The 21,017-nt window shown below is 41.9% G+C and carries 15 protein-coding genes; 5 read left to right on the forward strand and 10 right to left on the reverse strand.

Going from position 1 to position 21,017, the window contains the following annotated elements:
* Positions 1–29 precede the first annotated feature (29 nt).
* On the reverse strand, positions 30–593 hold the full coding sequence (locus NSTC745_RS05950) for a Uma2 family endonuclease (protein ID WP_445636321.1): 564 nt from the start codon (positions 591–593) through the stop codon (positions 30–32).
* A 307-nt stretch (positions 594–900) separates the two neighbouring features.
* On the opposite strand from NSTC745_RS05950, the gene NSTC745_RS05955 reads away from it, so the two are divergent.
* Positions 901–1,518, forward strand: a complete 618-nt coding sequence (locus tag NSTC745_RS05955) for a Uma2 family endonuclease (RefSeq protein ID WP_445638540.1) — start codon at positions 901–903, stop codon at positions 1,516–1,518.
* 198 nt (positions 1,519–1,716) lie between these two features.
* Here NSTC745_RS05955 and argS read toward each other — a convergent pair whose 3' ends face one another.
* Positions 1,717–3,480: an arginine--tRNA ligase gene (gene argS / locus NSTC745_RS05960; RefSeq protein ID WP_445636322.1), complete on the reverse strand. Its 1,764-nt coding sequence runs from the start codon at positions 3,478–3,480 to the stop codon at positions 1,717–1,719.
* Between the two features lie 786 nt (positions 3,481–4,266).
* On the opposite strand from argS, the gene NSTC745_RS05965 reads away from it, so the two are divergent.
* The gene (locus NSTC745_RS05965; RefSeq protein WP_445636323.1) at positions 4,267–5,097 is read left to right on the forward strand and encodes a DUF4114 domain-containing protein; all 831 of its coding nucleotides are present in this window, start codon (positions 4,267–4,269) and stop codon (positions 5,095–5,097) included.
* A 124-nt stretch (positions 5,098–5,221) separates the two neighbouring features.
* Here the strand turns inward: NSTC745_RS05965 and NSTC745_RS05970 are convergent, their stop codons facing one another.
* Positions 5,222–6,490, reverse strand: coding sequence for a tetratricopeptide repeat protein (locus NSTC745_RS05970; RefSeq protein ID WP_445636324.1), 1,269 nt, complete (start codon positions 6,488–6,490; stop codon positions 5,222–5,224).
* A 351-nt stretch (positions 6,491–6,841) separates the two neighbouring features.
* On the opposite strand from NSTC745_RS05970, the gene NSTC745_RS05975 reads away from it, so the two are divergent.
* On the forward strand, positions 6,842–8,140 hold the full coding sequence (locus tag NSTC745_RS05975; protein ID WP_445636325.1) for a cation:proton antiporter: 1,299 nt from the start codon (positions 6,842–6,844) through the stop codon (positions 8,138–8,140).
* Between the two features lie 88 nt (positions 8,141–8,228).
* Here the strand turns inward: NSTC745_RS05975 and NSTC745_RS05980 are convergent, their stop codons facing one another.
* The 3 genes from NSTC745_RS05980 to crtD all read right to left on the reverse strand — a co-directional run bounded on the left by NSTC745_RS05980 (position 8,229) and on the right by crtD (position 11,704).
* The gene (locus NSTC745_RS05980; protein WP_445636326.1) at positions 8,229–8,612 is read right to left on the reverse strand and encodes a hypothetical protein; all 384 of its coding nucleotides are present in this window, start codon (positions 8,610–8,612) and stop codon (positions 8,229–8,231) included.
* 230 nt (positions 8,613–8,842) lie between these two features.
* Positions 8,843–9,949 (reverse strand): saccharopine dehydrogenase family protein, encoded by a 1,107-nt coding sequence (locus NSTC745_RS05985; protein WP_445636327.1) that lies wholly within the window; start codon positions 9,947–9,949, stop codon positions 8,843–8,845.
* 246 nt (positions 9,950–10,195) lie between these two features.
* Positions 10,196–11,704 carry a C-3',4' desaturase CrtD gene (crtD, locus tag NSTC745_RS05990; protein WP_445636328.1) on the reverse strand — a complete coding sequence of 503 codons (1,509 nt, stop codon included), beginning with the start codon at positions 11,702–11,704 and terminating at the stop codon, positions 10,196–10,198.
* 683 nt (positions 11,705–12,387) lie between these two features.
* Between crtD and NSTC745_RS05995 the strand changes: the two genes are divergently transcribed.
* Positions 12,388–13,668 (forward strand): M16 family metallopeptidase, encoded by a 1,281-nt coding sequence (locus tag NSTC745_RS05995; protein ID WP_445636329.1) that lies wholly within the window; start codon positions 12,388–12,390, stop codon positions 13,666–13,668.
* 114 nt (positions 13,669–13,782) lie between these two features.
* On the opposite strand, the gene NSTC745_RS06000 is transcribed toward NSTC745_RS05995, so the two are convergent.
* The 4 genes from NSTC745_RS06000 to NSTC745_RS06015 form a co-directional block, all read right to left on the reverse strand.
* Positions 13,783–15,882 carry a glycoside hydrolase family 10 protein gene (locus tag NSTC745_RS06000; RefSeq protein ID WP_445636330.1) on the reverse strand — a complete coding sequence of 700 codons (2,100 nt, stop codon included), beginning with the start codon at positions 15,880–15,882 and terminating at the stop codon, positions 13,783–13,785.
* Between the two features lie 184 nt (positions 15,883–16,066).
* Positions 16,067–16,639, reverse strand: a complete 573-nt coding sequence (locus NSTC745_RS06005; protein WP_445636331.1) for an HdeD family acid-resistance protein — start codon at positions 16,637–16,639, stop codon at positions 16,067–16,069.
* A gap of 116 nt (positions 16,640–16,755) precedes the next feature.
* Positions 16,756–17,307 (reverse strand): alpha/beta hydrolase, encoded by a 552-nt coding sequence (locus NSTC745_RS06010; RefSeq protein ID WP_445636332.1) that lies wholly within the window; start codon positions 17,305–17,307, stop codon positions 16,756–16,758.
* A gap of 158 nt (positions 17,308–17,465) precedes the next feature.
* Complete coding sequence (locus tag NSTC745_RS06015; RefSeq protein ID WP_445636333.1) at positions 17,466–17,687, reverse strand: bromodomain-containing protein; 222 nt, start codon at positions 17,685–17,687, stop codon at positions 17,466–17,468.
* Positions 17,688–17,923: 236 nt separating this feature from the next.
* Between NSTC745_RS06015 and NSTC745_RS06020 the strand changes: the two genes are divergently transcribed.
* On the forward strand, positions 17,924–20,959 hold the full coding sequence (locus tag NSTC745_RS06020) for an ATP-binding protein (protein ID WP_445636334.1): 3,036 nt from the start codon (positions 17,924–17,926) through the stop codon (positions 20,957–20,959).
* Positions 20,960–21,017: the final 58 nt, after the last annotated feature.

Consider the following 21,017-nt stretch of genomic DNA (forward strand, 5'->3'; position numbering starts at 1 on the left):
TAGTAAATTTCCTAATTAACTTTGTGTTTTTACTCTAATAACCAACCAAACAAATCTCCCACCGTCAGCTTCAACTCACTTGCAAAATCTGGGACAGGAAGTAAATCTTTTAGCTCATCTAACATCACTGGCTGTTGATTGCGTATATAGACGAATACCGTTTGTTCTTCTGGATCTATTAGCCAACCCATTTGTGTTTCATAATTCAGACAATGTAATATATTTTTTGTAACTTTAGTTTGTCTTTGGTCGGGTGATAGAATCTCGATAGTCCAATCGGGAGCGGCTTGGAAAACGTTAGCAACTTGGCCATTTTCATCGCGGGGAATTCTCTCCCAACTAAATACAGCCACATCTGGGACAATCGATCTGCCACCAAATGTACACCGTAGTTCTGGAAAAGCACGAGCAATTCGCTTGGGCTTGACGCTTAAGTTGATAATGCTAACCATTTCACCTTGAATTATACTGTGCTTTCCCTGTGGCATAGGTTTTTGAATAATTTGACCATCGATGTATTCACTAGCAGGCTTGGTTTCTGGTAGTATCAGAAACTCTGCCAAAGTTATGTTTTTTGATGGTGTCCGTACCATTTGCCAGCCTCCAACAAAATACTCTTTTACAAGTCTACTAATTCTAAATTAAATAACTGCACTTCGGGTTCAGCAGTTAGCAATCGATACAAGGCGTCAAGACTACAACTGCTTCACTAAGACGCAAAGGACACAAACAAAAAATAACTTAAGTTGAACTCTTAATTTATCTTTCAAAATTTCTATTCTCCATCTCCCCACCTCCCCACAGTTAAAATTACGTTTTAGAACGCACATTAGTATTAATGCGAAACTGATGAGTCCCGACACTGGCAATGGTAAAGTCAAAACAAGTGGAGGTTTTGATATGGCTCAAGCTTTACCCAAACTATTGACTTTTGAGGAATTTATTGCATGGCTACCAGAAAATACCGGAAAACGTTACGAATTACACGATGGGATAATTGTAGAAATGTCTCAATCGAGTGGAAAGCATGAAAAAGTTACGGGATTTTTAGCAGGAGAAATTACCGTTGAATATAAGCGATTGAAACTGCCATATTTTATTCCCAAAACAGCTTTAGTAAAACCACCCAGAAAATCATCGGGTTACTTGCCAGATATTGTATTAATCAACGATGCTAATTTGCAAAATGAGGAATTGTGGGAAAAAGAGTCTACCGTTACTCAAAGCGAATCCATTCCTTTGGTCATTGAAGTTGTAAGTACAAATTGGGAAGATGATTATTACACCAAATTAGGGAATTATGAAGCCATGAAAATTCCTGAATATTGGATCGTTGATTATGCACCTCTAGGAGCCAGAAAGTTTATTGGTAACCCCAAACAACCAACCATTTCTATTTATCATTTAGTTGATGAAGAATATCAAGTTGCTCAATTTAGGAATTTAGAACGTATTATATCCCCTACTTTTCCAAATTTAAACCTGACTGCTAATCAAATTTTCAATGGTACTTTGTAGAATATTTTTGAGCTACCTTTCAGTAAAATTCACATAACCCTCTTTTGCAACTATTTCAAAGCTGGTAATTGTTACTGCATAATTTACTTTTTGATAGTTATTTCAGCTGAAAAATTATCTCTTACTCCCCAAAAGCGGGAATAGAGAACAGAAAACTGTTGCCTGTTCCCTATTCCCTTCTTTGATAAGATTCCTATATTACATCCTTTCTAATACCTGAATTCCCAACAAAGATAATCCCAATTTCAAGGTTCTAGCGGTCAAATCACACAAAATCAAGCGGGATGTTCGCTGTGGTTCCTCGGCATCCAGTACCCGAACTCCGCGATCGCGGTCATAAAACTGATTGAATTTTTTACTCAGTTCATACAAATATTCACATAAACGATGAGGCAATAAATCTTGCTCTAAAGTATTAATAACCTCATCGAGTTGAAGTAAATATTTTGCTAGCGCTAATTCGGTTTCATGCTCTAATACTACGCCATTATTTCCTAACTCTCGAAAGTTAATTTCACCCTTGCGGCTAATTCCCTGAATCCGTGCATAAGCATATAACATATAAGGCGCAGTATTGCCCTTATCTGATAGCATTTTGTCGTAGCTAAAAATATAGTTACTAGTGCGGTTTTGACTAAGGTCAGCATACTTAACAGAACTAATGCCAGCTACTTTAGAAACATGAGCTTTAAACTCTTCAGTTTCATTACGACCTTCTTCTTGAATTTTTGCCTCTAGTAACTCCCGAAACCTCGCAACAGCTTCATCTAACAAATCTCGCAACCGAACAGTATCCCCAGAACGAGTTTTGAATTTCTTACCATCTTCCCCAAGCACCAACCCAAAGGGTACATGCACTAATTCCACATCATCGGGAATCCATCCGGCTTTGCGTGCAACTTGGAAAACTTGAGCAAAATGGTTTGCTTGTCCAGCATCTGTTACATAAATTATCCGCTTTGCTTCATCCTGCTGAATCCGGTAGCGGAGGGATGCTAAATCTGTAGTGGCGTAGTTATAACCGCCATCGGATTTTTGCACAATTAAAGGTAGAGGTTCGCCTTCCCTATTTGTAAATCCTTCCAGAAAAACGCATTTTGCCCCCTGGTTTTCTACTAGTAATCCAGATTTTTCTAAATCTTCTACAACTCCTGGGAGTAAGGGATTGTAGAAAGATTCGCCGCGTTCAATTAACTTGATATCCAACAAATCATAAATTACTTGAAACTCTTGCCGCGATTGTTCGCAAAGTAATTTCCAAGCATGGAGTGTATCTTGGGCACCTGCTTGTAATCTGACGACTTCTTGGCGTGCTGTTTCTTGAAAAGCTTCATCAGCATCAAACCGCTGTTTGGCTTGGCGGTAAAAAGTGACTAAATCGCCGATATCTAAAGCATTAGCAGTAGTTAGAGCTTCGGGGTACACTTCCCGCAGATAAGCAATTAACATGCCAAATTGCGTACCCCAATCACCGATATGATTTAACCGCAGTACATCATGTCCTTGAAATTCGAGAACGCGAGCGATCGCATCACCGATGATTGTAGAACGCAAGTGCCCGACGTGCATATCTTTAGCAATATTTGGACTAGAAAAATCCACAATTTCCCGCTGGGGTGTCTTCGCCGTGGGAATTCCTAGCCTGGAATCTGCCTGAATAGCATTCAGTTGTGCTTCCAGGTACGTTGTTTTCAGTTTCAGATTAATAAATCCCGGCCCTGCAATTTCTGGTGGTTCGCAGATTTGCGATACATCTAATTTCTCAACTATGGCAGATGCGATTAATCTTGGTTGCTTTCCTAACTTTTTACTCAGGGATAAAGCCACATTTGCCTGATAATCACCAAATTTAGGATTACTTGCAGCAACCAAGATTGGATCTATTCCAACGAAGTCAGGGCCAAAAGCCGCCACTAAAGCCTGCTCAAACTGAATTTTTAGTTTTTCTTGTGTAGGGTTCATATATAAATTCTATCTGCGAGGGGTGTGATGTAGCTCTGGAAAAGCTTGATTATTTTAACCTTAAAATATATTCATCAAGTCCAAGCAAAGACAGCCATCTTTAAGCACAGCTCTATAAATTGTCTCCCATCCTTGGCATACCTTCTAGATTCTGTAAGACTCTGTTCGATTGCGTGAAAAGGCTCATTCTCTACTCCCTAGCTACGGAAAGTAAGTTAAAAAATCAAAGCAAATTACTTCAAGTCAATGAAAGTGTCGTGTGTAGTCAGCACTTCAGTGTTTCAAACAAAGGCTAAACCTCTGACTCCAAACTTATTTACTCAGATTTCGTCGATTGATGGACTGCTACGTTTCTCAACGTAAGTACGGAGATAAACTTTGTTTGTATAGCCGCGAACTCCATTGGTCATGGGTGAACTTGATGCGTATGACGCTGCTACTCTACCTATGTACTTCGTTTGAATGAAAATCCCTAGAGATTTAGGTTTTAACCTTTGACTCTATAATTTCTACATCTTGTTTTCATAAAACATATAAACTTATCATCAAATTTTTATCATATATAAGTTTAATCACTCAGTGCTAATAACACTGTATTAGCGAATCAATAATAGTATTTATTCGGTAAAAATACTTCAAATGAAGAACTATTTGAATATAGGAACAAAGCGCAAAAACAAGATTGACTTTCGAGAATCCTAGCTGTTAGAAGTAAGAGACAACATAAGAGAGATAGCTGCTCAAAAGGGCTTATCTAAATTGTTTTCCCTACTTAATGACTCTGTTATGAAACGTACTTTATTCACCGCTTTCATTGCTGCTACAGCTACATTGACTGGATTAGTATCTAAAGTAGAAACTGCATCTGCTTCTGGTTTTACTTGGAATGATTCTTGGAGTCAGCCAACAGTACTTAATAAGTCTCAAACTGGTTTTAATGACGCTCCTTTCCAACAATTTGTTCAAGCAGAAGGCATTGAAATTCCAAACAGCGGTCAGTTTAAATTAGACCCAACTAAATTAAACTTAAAATACGACCACAATGTTTCTGTTTACTTTATCAATGAGGGTGCTGGTTATAGAAACCAGTTAGCCTTCGATGCCGCAGGAACTACTAATAAGTCTGGACTAGTTTTTAATGATATTTCTTGTGAAGGAGACGGATGCGTTGGTGGTTGGGGTGGTAATGCACTCAAATTCGGTGATGGGGTAAATCTTGGTAAGTTTACCGCAGGTACTCAACTGGACTTCTGGTTAAGAGCTGATGGTCTCAACCGTGGTAGCTCTGCTAATATCTTTGGTACAGACACTGCCTCTAATGCTGACGGACTACAGCACACAGTTGCTTATGCCTACAACAACTACATCATTCTGGCATTCGAGGATTTATACGGTGGTTTACACGCTTCTGGGATAGATTCTGCAACTGGTAAGTGGAACGAAAGCTCTGACCGTGACTTTAATGATGTTATCGTTGTTCTTGATGTCGGTGAAGCCAATGTTAAAGGCTTAATCGGTGCTACTGTTCCAGAACCATCTGTTACTTTGTCAATGTTTGCGGTGGGAGCAGTTAGTATGTTTGGATTGCGTCGTCGCCGTAAAGCTGGCACAATCTAACTAAACTTTGGAACGTTGTTAATTTTAGGTGCTTTTACTTTTCTTGGACAATAACGACCGATCGCTAGCATTTTCACCCGTATAACTATACGGGTGAATTTATTTGTATAGTAGTGTTTATCTTCTAAATACCGCGATCGCGTTCTAAATCCTCAATTACTTTTTGTAAATACCACTCGTCTGACATTCCAGGATAATAATCCTGCTTTTTCTCAATTAATCGTTCGGCGATTTCCCAATATCCCCCCACCATTCGCAAAAGTCGCTGACGTAGCAGGTTATAATTTTGCTTTTTAAACTGCGGACTAAGTTTTTGAATTTTTTCTAGGCTATTTAAGACTTGTTGATAATTTTCCCAGTCTTCTCGTTCGCAAAAAATACTCGCGGCGCGTTGATAATTCTCCACAGCATTTTGCATTTCTTCGATGCAAGAATAGGCAATGCCCCGATTGTAATAAGCTTGAGCATCATTAGGATTGATTTGCAGCGCTTGGCTGTAATCTTGAATTGCACCGAGATAGTTGCCCATTGCTCGGTAGACATTACCTCTGGCAACATAGACTAAAGCATCTTCTGGTTGCATTTGGATTGCTCGATCGAGATCTGCGATCGCTCCTGTACGATCTCCTAAGACAGAACGTGCTTTGCCTCGGTTGCGGTAGACAATGGCATCCTCAAAATTTAGTCGCAATGCTTGATTAAAATCTGCGATCGCTTCTCGATAATTGCCCATTTTACAGCGGACAACGCCACGACAGCAGTAAGCTTGGGCATCTTGCGGATCGGCTTTCAATACCCAGTTTAAATCTGCTAGTGCCTCTTGGGTATCTCCTTTTTCAGCCTTTTCTAATAATTGCGTAAAATATTCTTTTGTAGATAAAATCGGCGCATTTGCAGAATGCGATGGCTGCACAGCGGGTAATTCTTGGGGTTGTAGCTGTTTAATTTGTTCCAGACACAGGCGACAATTTTCTTTGTCTTGCTGCTCTAAATATAACGTAGCAGCTTTTTTAAAGTTAGCGATCGCATCTTGAATATAACCCTGTTTGCGCCGCACCATCCCCCGCAGTTGATAAGCAGCAGCGTAATTGAGATTGAAACGAATGGCGCGTTCAACGTCTTCCAACGCCCCTGGCAAATTTTTTAGCGCCAGCCTTGCTAATGCACGACAATAATATGCTTCTACACTTTCAGGATTGAGCTTCAGAGCCTCAGTATAATCTGAAGCAGCTTTGAGGAATGCTCCTGAGTCATAGTATGCCAAACCCCGTTGCAAATAAGCTTCGATAAAATAAGGCGTTAATTGTAAAGCATGGTTAAATTCTTCAATTGCTCCGGCGTAGTCTTTTTGCTTAGCTTTTTCTAATCCTCTATTGTAAAATTCCTCATTCATGGCATTTATTTACTTGATTGAGTTAGTTAAATTCGAGCAGGCTTGCTTAGTAGCCTAACCTATGGAGCTACTCTTAATATTTTAAGTATTCACCTTGGCTTTGCTTGATTTCGTAATTTTCGCTGAATCTACTTAATTACAGCAAAATTGAGGATTCATGAATCATAATTGAGGAGTAAAACAGGTTTAATAGCTGATTTTGAGACTAATCGTTGTGTATTTCACAAAATTGAAATCTGCTGTATTTCTTTTAATACATTTTTCCTAAAATCTACCTACAGGTTATTTCTAATTAGAAGCTATTGCAACTAAGCTGACAAGGTAACGCTTAATTTTTATATACTTTTCCATATGGTAGATATCTATATTATTGACCTATTTATAATTGGTCTACTTTTATTAACGGTTACCTTAGGGTCGGGTTGGATTTCTCGATTACCTCTTTCGTTTGCGATTATCTATCTAATTGTTGGTATTTTTTTAGGGCCTTATGGCTTTGGACTGATTCAGCTACGTCGAGATGAAGTGTTCAATGCTGAATTACTAGAAAAAATCACAGAATTAGTAGTAATTATTTCCGTGTTTAGCTGTGGTTTAAGAATTGTTCGCCCTCTCAGGTTAGAAGTTTGGGGAATTACAGCCAGACTCATTGGATTTTTAATGCCAATTTCAATTTTTGCTTTAGCTGCTGTCGGTAAATTCTTTTTAGGTATGAATTGGGGAGAAGCGATTTTATTAGGAGCAATTCTCGCCCCAACCGATCCAGTATTAGCTTCGGAAGTTCAATTGACTGATGTCAAAGATAAAGATGAGTTACGCTTTGGTTTAACTTCTGAAGGTGGATTAAATGATGCTTTAGCTTTTCCGTTTGTTTATTTTGGGATTTATGCCCTTAAAGAAGATAACTGGGGTAGCTGGTTTAAACAGTGGGTTCTAGTTGATTTAATTTGGGCGATCGCTGCTGGCATTGTCATGGGATTTGTTGTAGCTAAAGCAATAGTTTGGTTAGATCAAAAAATTCAAAAACGGCGTCAGGTTGATGAGTTAATGGAAGATTTTGTGGCGATCGCTACAATTTTGTTGACTTATTCTCTGACAGAAATTGTTAATGGTTATGGATTTTTAGCAGTATTTGTTGCTGGCTTAGTGGTTCAACGCAGTTACAGAAATCCCGATAAACCACTAGAACAATTAGAATTTATCGAGCGAATGGAAAAGCTCTTAGAAATCGGGACAATTTTAATATTAGGGTCGATATTATTAGTCAAGCCCATGTTAAATTATGCGGCTCAATCTTTGTTAGTAATATTTTTGTTGTTTTTAATTATCCGACCTTTAGGAGTCTGGATTAGTACCATAGGAAAACGTCCTATATATTCTCACCGCCGCACCTTGAATCCTGGAACGCGTTTGTTATTTGGTTGGTTTGGGATTCGTGGTGTTGGCTCTCTATATTATCTTGCCTATGCCTTTGGTAAAGGCTTAGAAGGCGAAGTTGGCGAACAGATTTCCTGGATAACTTACACTACTATTGTAGCTTCTGTAATTGTACATGGAATTAGTGCAACTCCTTTAATGGAGTGGTATGAAAAGAGGATTGCCAAGTACGCCAAGCCTACTCCTCCTGACACAATTGATGAGTTTGAGTAACGATAAATAGAGGATTGATAATTAAATATATCAAAATCCCGGTATCTTGGAGATACCGGGATTTTAATTTTTAATGTTACTACAATTTTTACTTACCTGTCACCTTTTCAACTATCTCTCCAGCTTTATCAAGAAAATTCGGCTCAGAATTTCCTTCAGCCTTTAAATTTCTTTCGTAAGCTTTCTCTAGAGTTCCAAGATTTTGAGAATCTTTCACCGCTTGTTCGTAAGCCTCTTGTCGTGCTTCTTCTTGAACGCCAACACCTGGATCGTATTCGTTAGCGCGGTTAATTTTTTCTTCTGGAGTTGGTTTATACTCTGGAGGTATGAGCTTCAATTCTTCAAGAGTAGTTGCATAACTAGGCTGCTGAATGAAAATGAATGAAGCTGACAAGCTGATGAAAATCATCAAGCTAACAATCAAAAAGCTTGAACGTAGAGCTTTCTTTAAAGTTAATAGAATATTTTGCATCGAAAAACTCCCCTATCTTCTGATTTTCTACTTTGAGCCACTTTTGTGTATAGCCTTTCGCAATTGTATGGGGTACAGAAATTTTTAGGGTAGCACAGCTGTGCTACCCTACCTTGTACTTCACGAAAGCGAGAAAAACTATATTAATTGATTCCATTTCTGAAGCTCAAAGGTATCCTAATGGTTTAAGTACAGTTCTTCCTTCTACCGCAAGGTATATTAATTTTTAGTTATGACCAATTGTGATGAATTTTAATTCCTCGGCTTTGCATTGTATATTCAAATAAATCTGTTGTTAATGCTTCTTCTACAGGAAAAACACCTGGTTTATGGAGTTTGCCTTCTAGCAATAATTGGGCAATACTACCAGTGCCACAACCAGAGGCAACTGCTGTATTCTCATGCACTAAATTTGAACAATAAACGGCTGTTTTACCGTTTTTTTGTCCTGTAACTTCTGAACGAACTGCGACGCCAATACCACTAAAAGTATCGGTAAAATCTGTCATTGAATGACTGACATGAGAGAGAAATTCAATTGCGTAACGACGCTGCATTAACCACTTAGGAAAGACATGAGCCGCAATCCAAGTCAAGTGATTGTAAAAATCAGGTACAGAACCAAATTTAGTAATTACAGTTTTTACCGATGGGAAGGCTTTGGGCAGTGTAAAGGTTTCTGGCATATCAAACCAGTAAACTCCACTGTTTTGATAGGGAGATGGAAAGTTAACTATTTCTCTTTCGCTATAAGGCTTGACTATCTCCCATTTGCCATTTATCCAAGCTTCAAAAGGATGTTGTAATCCCAGAAAAGTTGTTCGCATAACTGTAATGCCAGCACCACCAGAACCAGAAACTAAATAACTTAAATGAATCTTTTCTGGTTCCTCGAATTGTTCAACGCCCTCACGTACCATGCTGTTAGAAATACCAGGGAAAATACCACTATTAACAATCGCTGTTACCCCAGCAGCAGCAGCTTGTTGATAATAATTGAGAGCCTTACTAGTATAAGATCGGTGGTCGCTGACATCTATATAGTTAACGCCTTGAGCAATACAAGTTTCGAGAACATTAGTATCTCTATAATGAAATGGGCCGGCACAGTGAATGACTAAATTAGAGTTGGCGATCGCTTCTCTTAATTTATCAATTTCTGCTAAGTCTAATACTAAAAACTCTACTTGCCCCCCTGAAGATAAGCTAACGCTTTTTCCAATTTCGGCAGAACGTCCAGTTATTGTAATATGTGCCTGCGTGTAGTTAGCTAGATCCTGAGCAACACTGCTACCAATGCGCCCTCGTCCGCCAAGGATTAAAACTTTGTGTGTCATTACTCCAGCATTAGCAACACCAACTTTATTTCATCAGTTTTTTGCCATCTTTGTCATCAGTTATAAGTGTGATTTATACCATTTCAGAAATTCTTCCTACAGATATGTTGTAGGGACTTTACAGCTGTAATATCATTTCACCAAATTCAAGATACAAATAATTTCTCCTCCGCTCCTCTGCTCCCCTGCCCCTCTGCTTGCCTAAATGTATCAAACTTAAAGTGAAACGGTATAAAGCCCTTACATTTACGCTTCAATTTGCCTGACTACTGTTAGCGCCGAATAACTTACCCCAGCGGTACCTTCGCCGGGATGGGTAGAGTCACCAACTAACCACAGATGTTCGATTGGTGTACGATTGGCAAAACCAAAAGGGCCAAAAGTGGGGATTCTTTGACCGATACCGCCAACTATACCGCGATCGCGTCCTGTGTAACGAGCAAAGCTACGCGGCGTTGCAGCTTCTACGTGAATAATCGTTTCTGGTTTGAGATAAAAATATTCGGCAAGACGAGCGATCGCTTGTTGGGTATACTTTTGTTTTAACCCTGGATAATCTTGAGTATTCCACCACGGCGCAGGATCGACGAATGATGAAGCGATAATTGTGGCTTTACCCTCTGGGGCGCGACCATCTCCAGGATGACTAACGGAGACAAATAAGGAATTATTCTCGCCAATGGGGCCATTGGCATCATACATAAATTGTAGGTGGGGCGGACATTCTAAGGGAATCGCGCTGGCGTCTACACCCAAATAAACTACAAAAGCGCCGGATGCTTGGGGGAGTTTTTTAACTCTGTTTTGATAACCAGATGGGGCTTTTTCTCCTAACAACTGCACCAAGTTTTGTACGGTGACGTTGCTAACTACATGGTCTGCTGGTTCTGTCCAGACTTCGCCGGTTTTTTGATTTCTAATAACTACACCAGTGGCTTTGCCGTTTTCTACTTTAATTTGTTCGACGGTGTGACGCATCAATAATTTGCCGCCATCTCGTTCTAAGGATTCTACCAGGCGATCGCTTAATACTTGCATACTACCTTGGAGATGAAACAATCCTTGGGGCAGTTGCGATACACTCAAAGCTGTGGCGGCGTAAAGTAATGCTGTTTCCTCTGCATTCACTTGGGAATACAACTTCAGTTGCAAATCTAAAAATGTTCTCAATCGTCGGTCATTTCCCAGCCCACAAAACCGTAAAGCATCGCCCACGGTGAACAAAGTGAAGGGTACAGTAATTAATGTACTCGGACGTACCGCTTGCGTTAGCTGCCACAAATCCCATAAATTACGCGGTGGTAGCACCGGATCGCGTCCTTGAAATTCCCAACTGGCATTAAATAAAGTTGCCATCAATTGCCAAAACGGTTCGCTACCAGGAAACTGCCTTTGCCGTTCCTCCCGCCATTTCTCTGGGTCGCGCCAAACGTTAATCGGCGTACTTTCTCCAGGTAAATACACCGCACAAGCAGGATCGCAAGGTGTCGCTGCTGGTAAATCTATTTCTAATTCTGAGAAAATCCGGTGGTGAATTCCTCCTGGTTCCAAGCCTGCAACTTGGGTTGCGCCGACATCAAAGGTAAATCCTTGGCGTTTAAATGTAGATGCACAGCCACCTGGTGCGATCGCTTGGTCTAAAATTAAGACGCTGTAACCTCTACGAGCTAATAATGCCCCAGCAGTCAGTCCACCGATTCCCGCACCAATGACGACGACACGAGATTTAGTTTTATCTACAGAAATCCTGGACATTGATACTTATTTTTTATAATTCTTAACATTTATATTAATAATTTTACAGCGTTTTTCATTTATTTGAACTCCAATATTCAGAAGGCACGGGGCAGGAGGTTTTATTAAGAAGGGGATTGGTGACTCCTCCCTCCTGCAATTGAGTTGCATCGACCTGCAATTGAGTTGTAAGTAAGCAAACATACAGCAGATTGCAAGTTGGTGAGGTACAGATCGTCGTAAGGGCACAACAATGTTCATTGGTGTCGACTTAAGTTCAAACGCTTATTCCACAGGCGTTTTACCCCACCCCTAACCCCTCCCCTTAGCAAGGGGAGGGGAGGTTTTACGCCAGCAAAACCGGGGTGGGGTAACGCGGATCTGGATGGTAAGTGAGTAGAACTCGCTCATCACGTTTTCACCAGGGTTTCACGTTAATTTGACACCAATGAACAATGTTGTGCCCCTACCCGTGTACTTTATTTACCTGAAAAGCGCTGTAATTAAATATAAAATCGAAACCAGTGAAATCTTTTACTGTTGAAAGTTTTGCCTCCTGCGTTGTGCCTGGTCACAGAGCGTAGTCGTACCCCTACGGGGAAGCAAGCTAGCAAGAGCGTCTCGTAGAGAAGTGCTGCCTCCTCTACCTCCTACCTCGTAGATAAGATATAAGGAGTAATATAGCTCCTCCCACACAACTCACAATGACCTCAACTCTAGACAAATTTCCTAGTCTAAATGCTCCAAACCTGCATAAATTACCTAATGGTTTGACAATCATAGCCGAGCAGATGCCGGTTGATGCGGTGAACCTCAGCTTATGGATAAAAGTTGGCTCATCTGTGGAATCTGATGCCATTAACGGCATGGCTCACTTTTTAGAGCATATGATTTTTAAAGGAACGGAACGACTGGCTAGTGGTGAGTTTGAACGTCGAATTGAAGAACGGGGTGCTGTGACCAATGCTGCTACTAGCCAAGACTATACTCATTACTATATAACTACTGCGCCTAAAGATTTTGCCGAGCTTGCGCCGTTACAAATAGATGTAGTATCTAATGCCAGTATTCCTGATGATGCTTTTGAACGCGAACGATTAGTAGTTTTGGAAGAAATTAGACGTTCAGAAGATAATCCCCGCCGCCGCACTTATCGACGCGCAATGGAGACAGCGTTTGATAGGCTACCTTATCGGCGTCCAGTGTTGGGGCCAGAAGAAGTAATTGCCGAACTCAAACCCCAGCAAATGCGGAATTTTCATGCTACTTGGTATCAACCCCAGTCAATTACTGCTGTGGCTGTAGGTAATTTGCCTGTAGAAGAATTAATTGCGACTGTTAGCGAAGCGTTTACACAAGTTCTTAAAACTCCTGATTCTCCATTGCCTATTCCTTATTCTCCACTCCTCACCGAAGCACCATTTACAGAAATAGTCCGTCAGGAATTTGTTGATGAAAGTCTGCAACAAGCGAGATTAGTCATGTTGTGGCGAGTTCCAGGAATGGTTGAACTGGAACAAACTTATGGGCTGGATGTTTTAGCAGCAATTTTGGGACATGGGCGAACATCAAGACTGGTGCAAGATTTAAAAGAAGAACGGAAATTAGTTTCTTCAATTTCAGCAAGCAACATTAGTCATGAGTTTCAAGGTACATTTTATATTTCAGCTAAATGTGCAGTGGAAAATTTAGCCGAAGTAGAAAATGCGATCGCCGAACACATCCGTAGTTTACATACAGAGTTGGTGAAAGAATCAGAAATTGCCCGCGTGCGGCGACGAGTAGCCAACAGATTTATCTTTGGTAACGAAACACCAAGCGATCGCGCTGGGTTGTATGGCTATTATCAATCTTTGCTAGGAGATTTGGAACCTGCATTTAACTACCCAGCTAAAATTCAAAATCAAGATGCTATTGACTTAATGCAAGCAGCTAAAGACTATCTTTCTGGCGATGCTTATGGTGTAGTTATTATGAAGCCGTAAGTATGGACGGATTAGATCGTTTTAGATTTTGGACATTGTTAATTTCATGTATGAAAACGATTGTGCATGAGACGTTGCAATGCAACGTCTCTACATGTAGATTAATACTGATATTTAACTAACTGTAATCACCGTTCCTACACTCTCATTCGCCAGCCTATCCACTGCACACACGGCATAGGTTCCCGCTTGTTGGACGGTGGCAAAGGTTGTGCCAGCAGACAAAATTCGCGCAATTGTCCAAGTATCATCGTCAATTTGGCGATAAAGCGTCCAGGAACGAACTGGTTGATTATCTCCAGGCTGCCAACTGAGTTTGCGGTTGTTGACTTGTAGTCCGGTGGGTGGAGGAAGCGGTGTTGTGTTCTGCCAAGACATAGTAGGAGGTAAGGCAGGTTTATTATAAAGCAGACTTTGGAAGCGATCGGCTATACCCTGACTATTTTCTCTTAAAACAGCGAGATTAAAAAAGATATTCCCTAATGATAAGTTTGCAGCTTGGCTGCGACTAATTTTCACTTGCTTTTCAATCTCATCACTTTCTCGGCTTTTATTGCTTGGTTCTGTGAGATTGTTACCTGCGTAAACGTGTCTTTGCTTTGTGTTGATGTCTGTCCACCACTTCAACAATGCAGAATAACTTTGTTGTGGTTGGTCTGTGCGCCAGTAAAGTTGAGGCGCGATATAATCAATCCAACCTTGTTCTAGCCACTTCTTCGAGTCGGCGTAAAGCACGTTGTAAGCATCTAAGCCAGTAATACCGGGGGGTTGTCCGGGGCGATAAATTCCAAAGGGACTAATACCAAATTTCACGTGGGGTTTAGTTGTTTTAATTCCCTCGGAAAGACGCAATACCATTTTGTTAACATTGTCCCGCCGCCAGTCGCCGAGGCTGAGTGTACCACCAGCTGCTTTGTAAGCAGCGTAGGTTTTATCATCGGGGAAAGATTGCCCGTCAACAGGATAGGGGTAGAAATAATCATCTAAGTGAACGCCATCGATATCGTAGCGTTTCACTACGTCGAGAATTACATTGTAAGCTCTGTCTTGGACTATTTTCAGTCCTGGGTCCATCCAGCGTTGAGTTTTCCACAAATAAACGCTTTCTGGATTGGTAACTGCTATGTGGGGATAGACGGTTTTAGCTGGGTTGGTAGAAGTACTGGCGCGGTAAGGGTTGAACCAAGCATGAAGTTCGATATTGCGTTTGTGACATTCTGCGATCGCAAACGCTAAAGGATCGTAAAATGGTTCCGGTGCTTTCCCTTGAGTTCCCGTAATCCAATTACTCCAAGGCTCTAATTGCGATTCATACAAAGCATCTCCCTCTGGTCTGACTTGGAAGATCAGTGCGTTGAAGTTCAGCTGTTGTAATTTAACAGTAATTTCGGTGAATTCAGCTTTCTGTTGCTCAACAGAAAGTCCCGGTTTGGAAGGCCAATCACCATTCCACACAGATACTACCCACGCCCCACGAAATTCTCTGGTATGATTTAGCTTCACGCTACCGGGAGGTGTTGGGGTTGGCGTTGGCGTTGGCGTTGGAGTTGGCGTTGGAGTTGGCGTTGGAGTTGGCGTTGGAGTTGGAGTTGGCGTTGGCGTTGGTGGCACCACGAGGTAACTAGAGGCAATCTTTTCTGCTGCACCTAAATACACCAAAGCTTGATAAATAATCGCAGCCACATCTGCACGGGTAGCTGCGAGATTGGGATTAAGTAATTTCAGATTTGGAAAATTAACTATTAATCCTGCACTAGTGGCAATAGCTATTTGATTTTTGCCATAGTCAGGAATTTGAGCAGCATCTTGATATATTTGTCCGAGTCTTGAGAGGAGATCGGGTTTTACCTTCGTGGCAATTTCTAAGCCTGATACTAAGGAAACTAAAACTTCTGTTCTGGTAATTCTGTTAGCAGAACGGAAGGTTTTATCAGGAAATCCGCTAATAAATGCTTTTTCGTAAGCTGTTTGAATGGCTGCTGCTGCCCAAAAACTATTGGGTACATCAACAAAAGGTACATACTGCCGCTTCTTGGTAACACTTGGAAATGCCTTAGCAATGATGGCGGCATATTCAGCACGGGTGAGAGAGTTATCGGGGCGATAAGTGCCGTTAGGCAACCCGCTAACAATTTCACGTTGGGCTAAAGCTGTGATAAATAAGCGTGCCCAATGGTTTTGAATATCTGAGAACGGAGTAGAGATAGATACCATTGTTGAGATTGCAGCTAGCCTGGATTTTGATTACCTTTGTTAATTTAGCAATACCAGAGCGATCGCTGCTGCAATGTCTTGTAAACTTTTTTTGGGCATGGGGCAAAATGCAACAGGAGCAGGGGAGAAGATCGTCCCTTCTGCTCCCTGCTCCCCTGCTTCTATGCACTTTCTTCTTCGGTAACTAAGTAGGATTTGCTGCTGAGTCAGTAGAATTCAAGGCAGAACGCAGATTCAATGACAACATTAGGCGGGAAATGCCGGTGAATAGAACGCTGACACCAACTAATGTTCCAAGCAGCCAGGGGGCATTGAACGGCCACTGAAACCAAATCATTGCACCTAAGACCAGTGTAATAATGCCGTTGACTAATACCCATGTCCAGTTTTGTTGCCCACGTAACTGGAAGGCTAAAATTAACTCGAATGTGCCTTCAGTTAACAAAAAAGTACCAAGCAACAGGGTTAGTGTGAGAATTCCTGTATAAGGATAAGCCAACAACATGATGCCGGTTGCAATATACAGTCCGCTTAATAAAAGTTTCCAAACAAAACCTCCGCGATCGCGGGTTTGGGAGGCGTAAACTAGTTTTGTAAATCCAGCAAAAACTAAAATCGCTGCAAACCAAGTTTCAGCAAATATGGTGGTGAATGTAGGTACTGCAATCCCAATAATTCCTGCAACAATTAGCAGAATACCAATTATCAACGACCCATTAAGCTGCTTTTTAATATCTCTAGAAACGTCGGCTGTCATACAAATCTTTTCCTATGCTTAAATTAAACTCTACACTTACGTTAGGGAATTTCTAAGTCATAGGGTACAATCTTGAGGTAGACTCATAGGTATTAGATTTAAACAGTAACTCCCCCTCAAAAGTTTTCTGCAAGATTGCTCAGGCGTTCATAAACAACGATCAGACGATCGCCTTCTAATTCCACGGAATTACTGGGATAATTTTGAATAGCTCCCAGTAGTGTAACTTCACCATTTTGCTTGATAGATTCACTTAAAGCGGTTCGCAGTGCTTGTTGGTTTAATTCTCCTGCGGGGGGATGAACTACCTCACCAATTTGGTTAACTAAAACCGGCCCTGCCCAACTAGAGAGTAAGTTATTTAAAAAAGTGCGATCGGCTTTGATGCCAGCTTTGAGTGCCTTACGAGCTAATGCGGGTTCTTGTTGAGCCGCCTGCAAATAAGCTGTTAATGTTGGGGTAGTCTTGCCAGTTTCTGCAAATTGATTTAATTCTTGAACGGATATTGTCCCTTGAAAATTGCCATATTTTAAAATAACTTGCTCGGCAGCATCAGCATTGTTACTTGAAAACAGAACAATAGCGCCTACGCCTAAAGCTACTGTTTGAGAAAGAAACTTAGTGAGCTTTTTAGTGTTTGATTGATTGAAAATTTTAAAAATCTGCATTATTTTGTCGAAGTTTTTATTTGTTTGGAGGGTGTCTGGGCAAAAAATACCCGACGCATTATTTTACAAAATTGTTGCTACAGCATAGATGATTATGGGCGTACACCTGTACGCCCCTACAGCCAATTTATGTGTTGGAAGAATTTTGAGAGATAGTGTTATCTTTGGGCCTTTTCATTAGGCGAAGTTGCATGAGGTAGTATCGATTTTTCCTCGTCTAAAGTTGGTGCAGGTATACCCAAATGCTTCCTTGCAGCTTCTTCAGCTAGCTGTCGGTCTTGTTCGGTCTCGAACTGACTTTCATCTAACAAATGAGGGTTTTTTGCTGCTTCATCTCGGCTTGGGCGATAGCCGTTTTTCCACCTATACTTCCAGTCCATAGTTTGATAAGCAGATATACTGCAATTTGATTTCCTAGTTCTACATCGTAGGCGGTTCATGGAAGATGACACTCTTGCTATAGGTTGAAGAGGCTTATTCAAAGGGTATAAGTTTAGCGTTATTTGGGTAATTTTGTTCAGAAATTTTGCATGGAGTCACATCAGTTTCAGTTCAGTCTAAAATTTTCTTAGCCGAAAAGTGAGAAGTTTCAGTAGAGATATTTCCCCAGGTAAAGATGAACAGCTTAACCGGAGACAAGAAAGACGCTGTAGCTGATTTGTTCGCTGGTGGTGGCGAGATGGGAGCATTAATGCGATCGCACGATTGGTCAACCACACCCTTAGGCCCTGTCGAGAACTGGCCGCCAACCCTTCGTACCTGCGTCAGCGTGATGCTCTCGACTCCCTTTGCCCAAGGCATTTACTGGCGGGAGGACTATATTCAACTTTACAACGATGCCATGAGTGATATCTTTGGGGCAAAGCATCCAGCGGCACTGGGGCAACCGTTGTACCAGACGTGGCCAGAAATTTGGGAAGACTCTTTTAAACCGCTCTTTGAGCGTATCAAAACTACGGGTGAAGCCTTCTTTGCTAAAGATCGGCTTTATCACATCTTGCGCCTTGGCTTCCTAGAGGAAGCTTATTTCACATTCGGCTATAATCCCATTCGGGATGAAACGGGTGCGATCGCAGGGTTATCCAACACCACGACTGAAACCACTCAACAAGTCATCAGTCAACGTCGCCTGACGATGCTACGAGAGTTAGCCACGGCGGGTAGTGGGGCAAAAACACTAAAGTCAACCTGTCTTGCTGCCGCTGATATGCTCAACTCCTACGATATTCCCTTCGCCTTGTTCTATCAGGTCAATTCCCAAGCCAACCTGGCAGAACTCGTGGCTGCAAGTGGGCTAACCCCAGACAGTGCCGCTGCACCCCCAACAATTATACTGTCCTCGAATAATTCAGAATGGCTGCTGGACCAGGTGCTGCAAAGCCGCGAACCGCTGCTGATGACCGATTTGGTCGATCGCTTCGGCGTGCTATCAGTCAAACCGTGGCCCGAAAGTCCTCATTCTGCATTGATTCTCCCAATTTTGGCGGGCAACAAAGAAATGGTGGAATGTCTGCTAGTTATCGGAATTAGTCCCCGCCTCCAGTTCAATTCGGAATACCGCTCATTTTTAGAACTGGTTGCCCAGCAAGTTGAAAGTTCCATTGCAACGGCTCGTAGCTATGAGGAAGAGCGTAAACGGGCAGAGGCATTGGCAGAATTAGACCGCGCTAAAATCGCCTTCTTCAACAACATTAGCCATGAATTTCGCACGCCGCTAACGTTGATGCTCAATCCACTTGAGCAAGTAATTGCCGAAACACAAACTTCACTCCAGCCAGAACAGCGCGAACAACTGGCGATCGTGCAGCGAAACGCCACGAGATTGCACAAACTAGTCAATACCTTACTTGACTTCTCCCGCATTGAAGCAGGCAGAATACAAGCAGTTTATGAGCCGACTGATTTAGCACAGTTTACAGCCGAGTTAGCCTCAGTGTTCCGTTCGGCAATTGAAACAGCCCGAATGCAACTAATTGTAGATTGCCCAGAACTTAGTTCTACTGTGTATGTAGACCGGGAAATGTGGGAGAAAATTGTACTTAATTTAATCTCCAATGCGTTTAAGTTCACTTTTGAGGGTGAGATTGCCGTTTCATTAAACCAAATAGATGGCAAAGTAGAACTAAAAGTAAGGGATACAGGCACAGGCATTTCCTCCGAAGAATTACCGCGAATATTTGAGCGTTTTCACCGCATACGAAATGTGAAAGGCAGAAGCTATGAAGGTTCAGGCATTGGACTAGCTTTGGTGCAAGAACTTGTTCGCTTACATAGCGGCACAGTAAAAGTTGAGAGTGTTTTAGGCAAAGGAACAACTTTCACTGTCACCATTCCCACTGGTTTATCGCACTTGCCCAGCGAACAAATTAGTAGCCAACGCACACTCACATCAACATTAGCAGGCGCAGCACCTTACGTAGAAGAAGCATTGGGGTGGATACCCGAAGAGGCAGGGGGGCAGGGGAGCAGCACTTCGGCTCCCTTCGACTACGCTCAGGGCAAGTCGCTCAGTGACCGGGGAGCAGGGGAGAATTCCGTTTCTCTACCCCCCAGCCCCTCTGCTCCTCTGCCCCTCCGCCCCCCTGCTCGTATTCTCCTTGTCGATGACAACGCCGATATGCGCGACTACGTAAAGCGTCTACTCTCGGAAAAATGGCAGGTAACGGCTGTGGCAAATGGAAGAGATGCCCTAAATGCGATCGCACAACAAATACCAGATTTGGTACTGACTGATGTGATGATGCCCGAAGTAGATGGTTTTCAATTGTTGAGTGCGTTACGTGCAAATCCATTAACCAAAGCACTACCGATCATTTTGCTATCGGCTCGCGCTGGAGAAGACGCTGCGATTGAAGGTTTGCAAGCGGGGGCGGATGACCATTTAATTAAGCCTTTTTCGGCGCCGGAACTGGTAACGCGTGTAGATTCTCATTTAGAAATAGCACGTCTGCGGCAAGAGTTGTCTTTTAATACCTTCAAAGATGAATTTATCGCCACAGTTACTCACGAACTTTATGCCCCGTTAGTTGCTATCCTTGGCTGGACTCGCTTACTACGTGCAAAAGCACTAGACGAAACTACTGTTTTACGTGCTTTAGAAACAATTGAGCGTAATGCCAAAAATCAGGCAAAGCTAATTGAAGATTTGCTGGATATCTCAACTATTATCTCCGGCAAAATCTCCTTGACTTCTCAGCCAGTCAACCTCACCTCTATCATGGAGTCAGAGATTCAGACTAGTTTTGGCGATACTCAGGCTAAGAAAATTAACCTAGAATACCATCTGGCTGCAATCGATATTTGGGTTTTGGGCGATTCAAATCGTTTGCGGCAAGTTTTTTCCAATTTACTGAAAAATGCCATAAAATTTACGCCAAAAGGCGGAAATATTAAAGTTCGGCTTGATGCTGTTGACTCTTGGGCTAATATCACAGTCAGCAATACAGGTATTGGCATGAGCGCCGAATTTCTGCCCCGTGTATTCGATCGCTTTTCCCAAGAAGAAGTACCCAGCAGACACTCGCCAGGCGGTTTAGGGTTGGGGCTGGCGATCGCTCATCAACTTGTCGAGCTACACAAAGGTACAATTGAAGCTGCAAGTCCAGGATTTGGGCGAGGCGCAACGTTTACTGTCAAGCTGCCATTAATTTAACGTGATGGCGGAAGTTGCTACAGGCTACGTAAAACACGCAAACGTCAAGGCAGAAAGT

Source organism: Nostoc sp. DSM 114161 (assembly GCF_052692665.1).

Excerpts from the sequence above, each read along its gene's own strand:
- NSTC745_RS05950 (WP_445636321.1), bottom strand. The coding sequence starts at position 593 with ATGGTACGGACACCATCAAAAAACATAACTTTGGCAGAGTTTCTGATA.
- NSTC745_RS05955 (WP_445638540.1), top strand. The coding sequence starts at position 901 with ATGGCTCAAGCTTTACCCAAACTATTGACTTTTGAGGAATTTATTGCA.
- argS (WP_445636322.1), bottom strand. The coding sequence starts at position 3,480 with ATGAACCCTACACAAGAAAAACTAAAAATTCAGTTTGAGCAGGCTTTA.
- NSTC745_RS05965 (WP_445636323.1), top strand. The coding sequence starts at position 4,267 with ATGAAACGTACTTTATTCACCGCTTTCATTGCTGCTACAGCTACATTG.
- NSTC745_RS05970 (WP_445636324.1), bottom strand. The coding sequence starts at position 6,490 with ATGAATGAGGAATTTTACAATAGAGGATTAGAAAAAGCTAAGCAAAAA.
- NSTC745_RS05975 (WP_445636325.1), top strand. The coding sequence starts at position 6,842 with ATGGTAGATATCTATATTATTGACCTATTTATAATTGGTCTACTTTTA.
- NSTC745_RS05980 (WP_445636326.1), bottom strand. The coding sequence starts at position 8,612 with ATGCAAAATATTCTATTAACTTTAAAGAAAGCTCTACGTTCAAGCTTT.
- NSTC745_RS05985 (WP_445636327.1), bottom strand. The coding sequence starts at position 9,949 with ATGACACACAAAGTTTTAATCCTTGGCGGACGAGGGCGCATTGGTAGC.
- crtD (WP_445636328.1), bottom strand. The coding sequence starts at position 11,704 with ATGTCCAGGATTTCTGTAGATAAAACTAAATCTCGTGTCGTCGTCATT.
- NSTC745_RS05995 (WP_445636329.1), top strand. The coding sequence starts at position 12,388 with ATGACCTCAACTCTAGACAAATTTCCTAGTCTAAATGCTCCAAACCTG.
- NSTC745_RS06000 (WP_445636330.1), bottom strand. The coding sequence starts at position 15,882 with ATGGTATCTATCTCTACTCCGTTCTCAGATATTCAAAACCATTGGGCA.
- NSTC745_RS06005 (WP_445636331.1), bottom strand. The coding sequence starts at position 16,639 with ATGACAGCCGACGTTTCTAGAGATATTAAAAAGCAGCTTAATGGGTCG.
- NSTC745_RS06010 (WP_445636332.1), bottom strand. The coding sequence starts at position 17,307 with ATGCAGATTTTTAAAATTTTCAATCAATCAAACACTAAAAAGCTCACT.
- NSTC745_RS06015 (WP_445636333.1), bottom strand. The coding sequence starts at position 17,687 with ATGGACTGGAAGTATAGGTGGAAAAACGGCTATCGCCCAAGCCGAGAT.
- NSTC745_RS06020 (WP_445636334.1), top strand. The coding sequence starts at position 17,924 with ATGAACAGCTTAACCGGAGACAAGAAAGACGCTGTAGCTGATTTGTTC.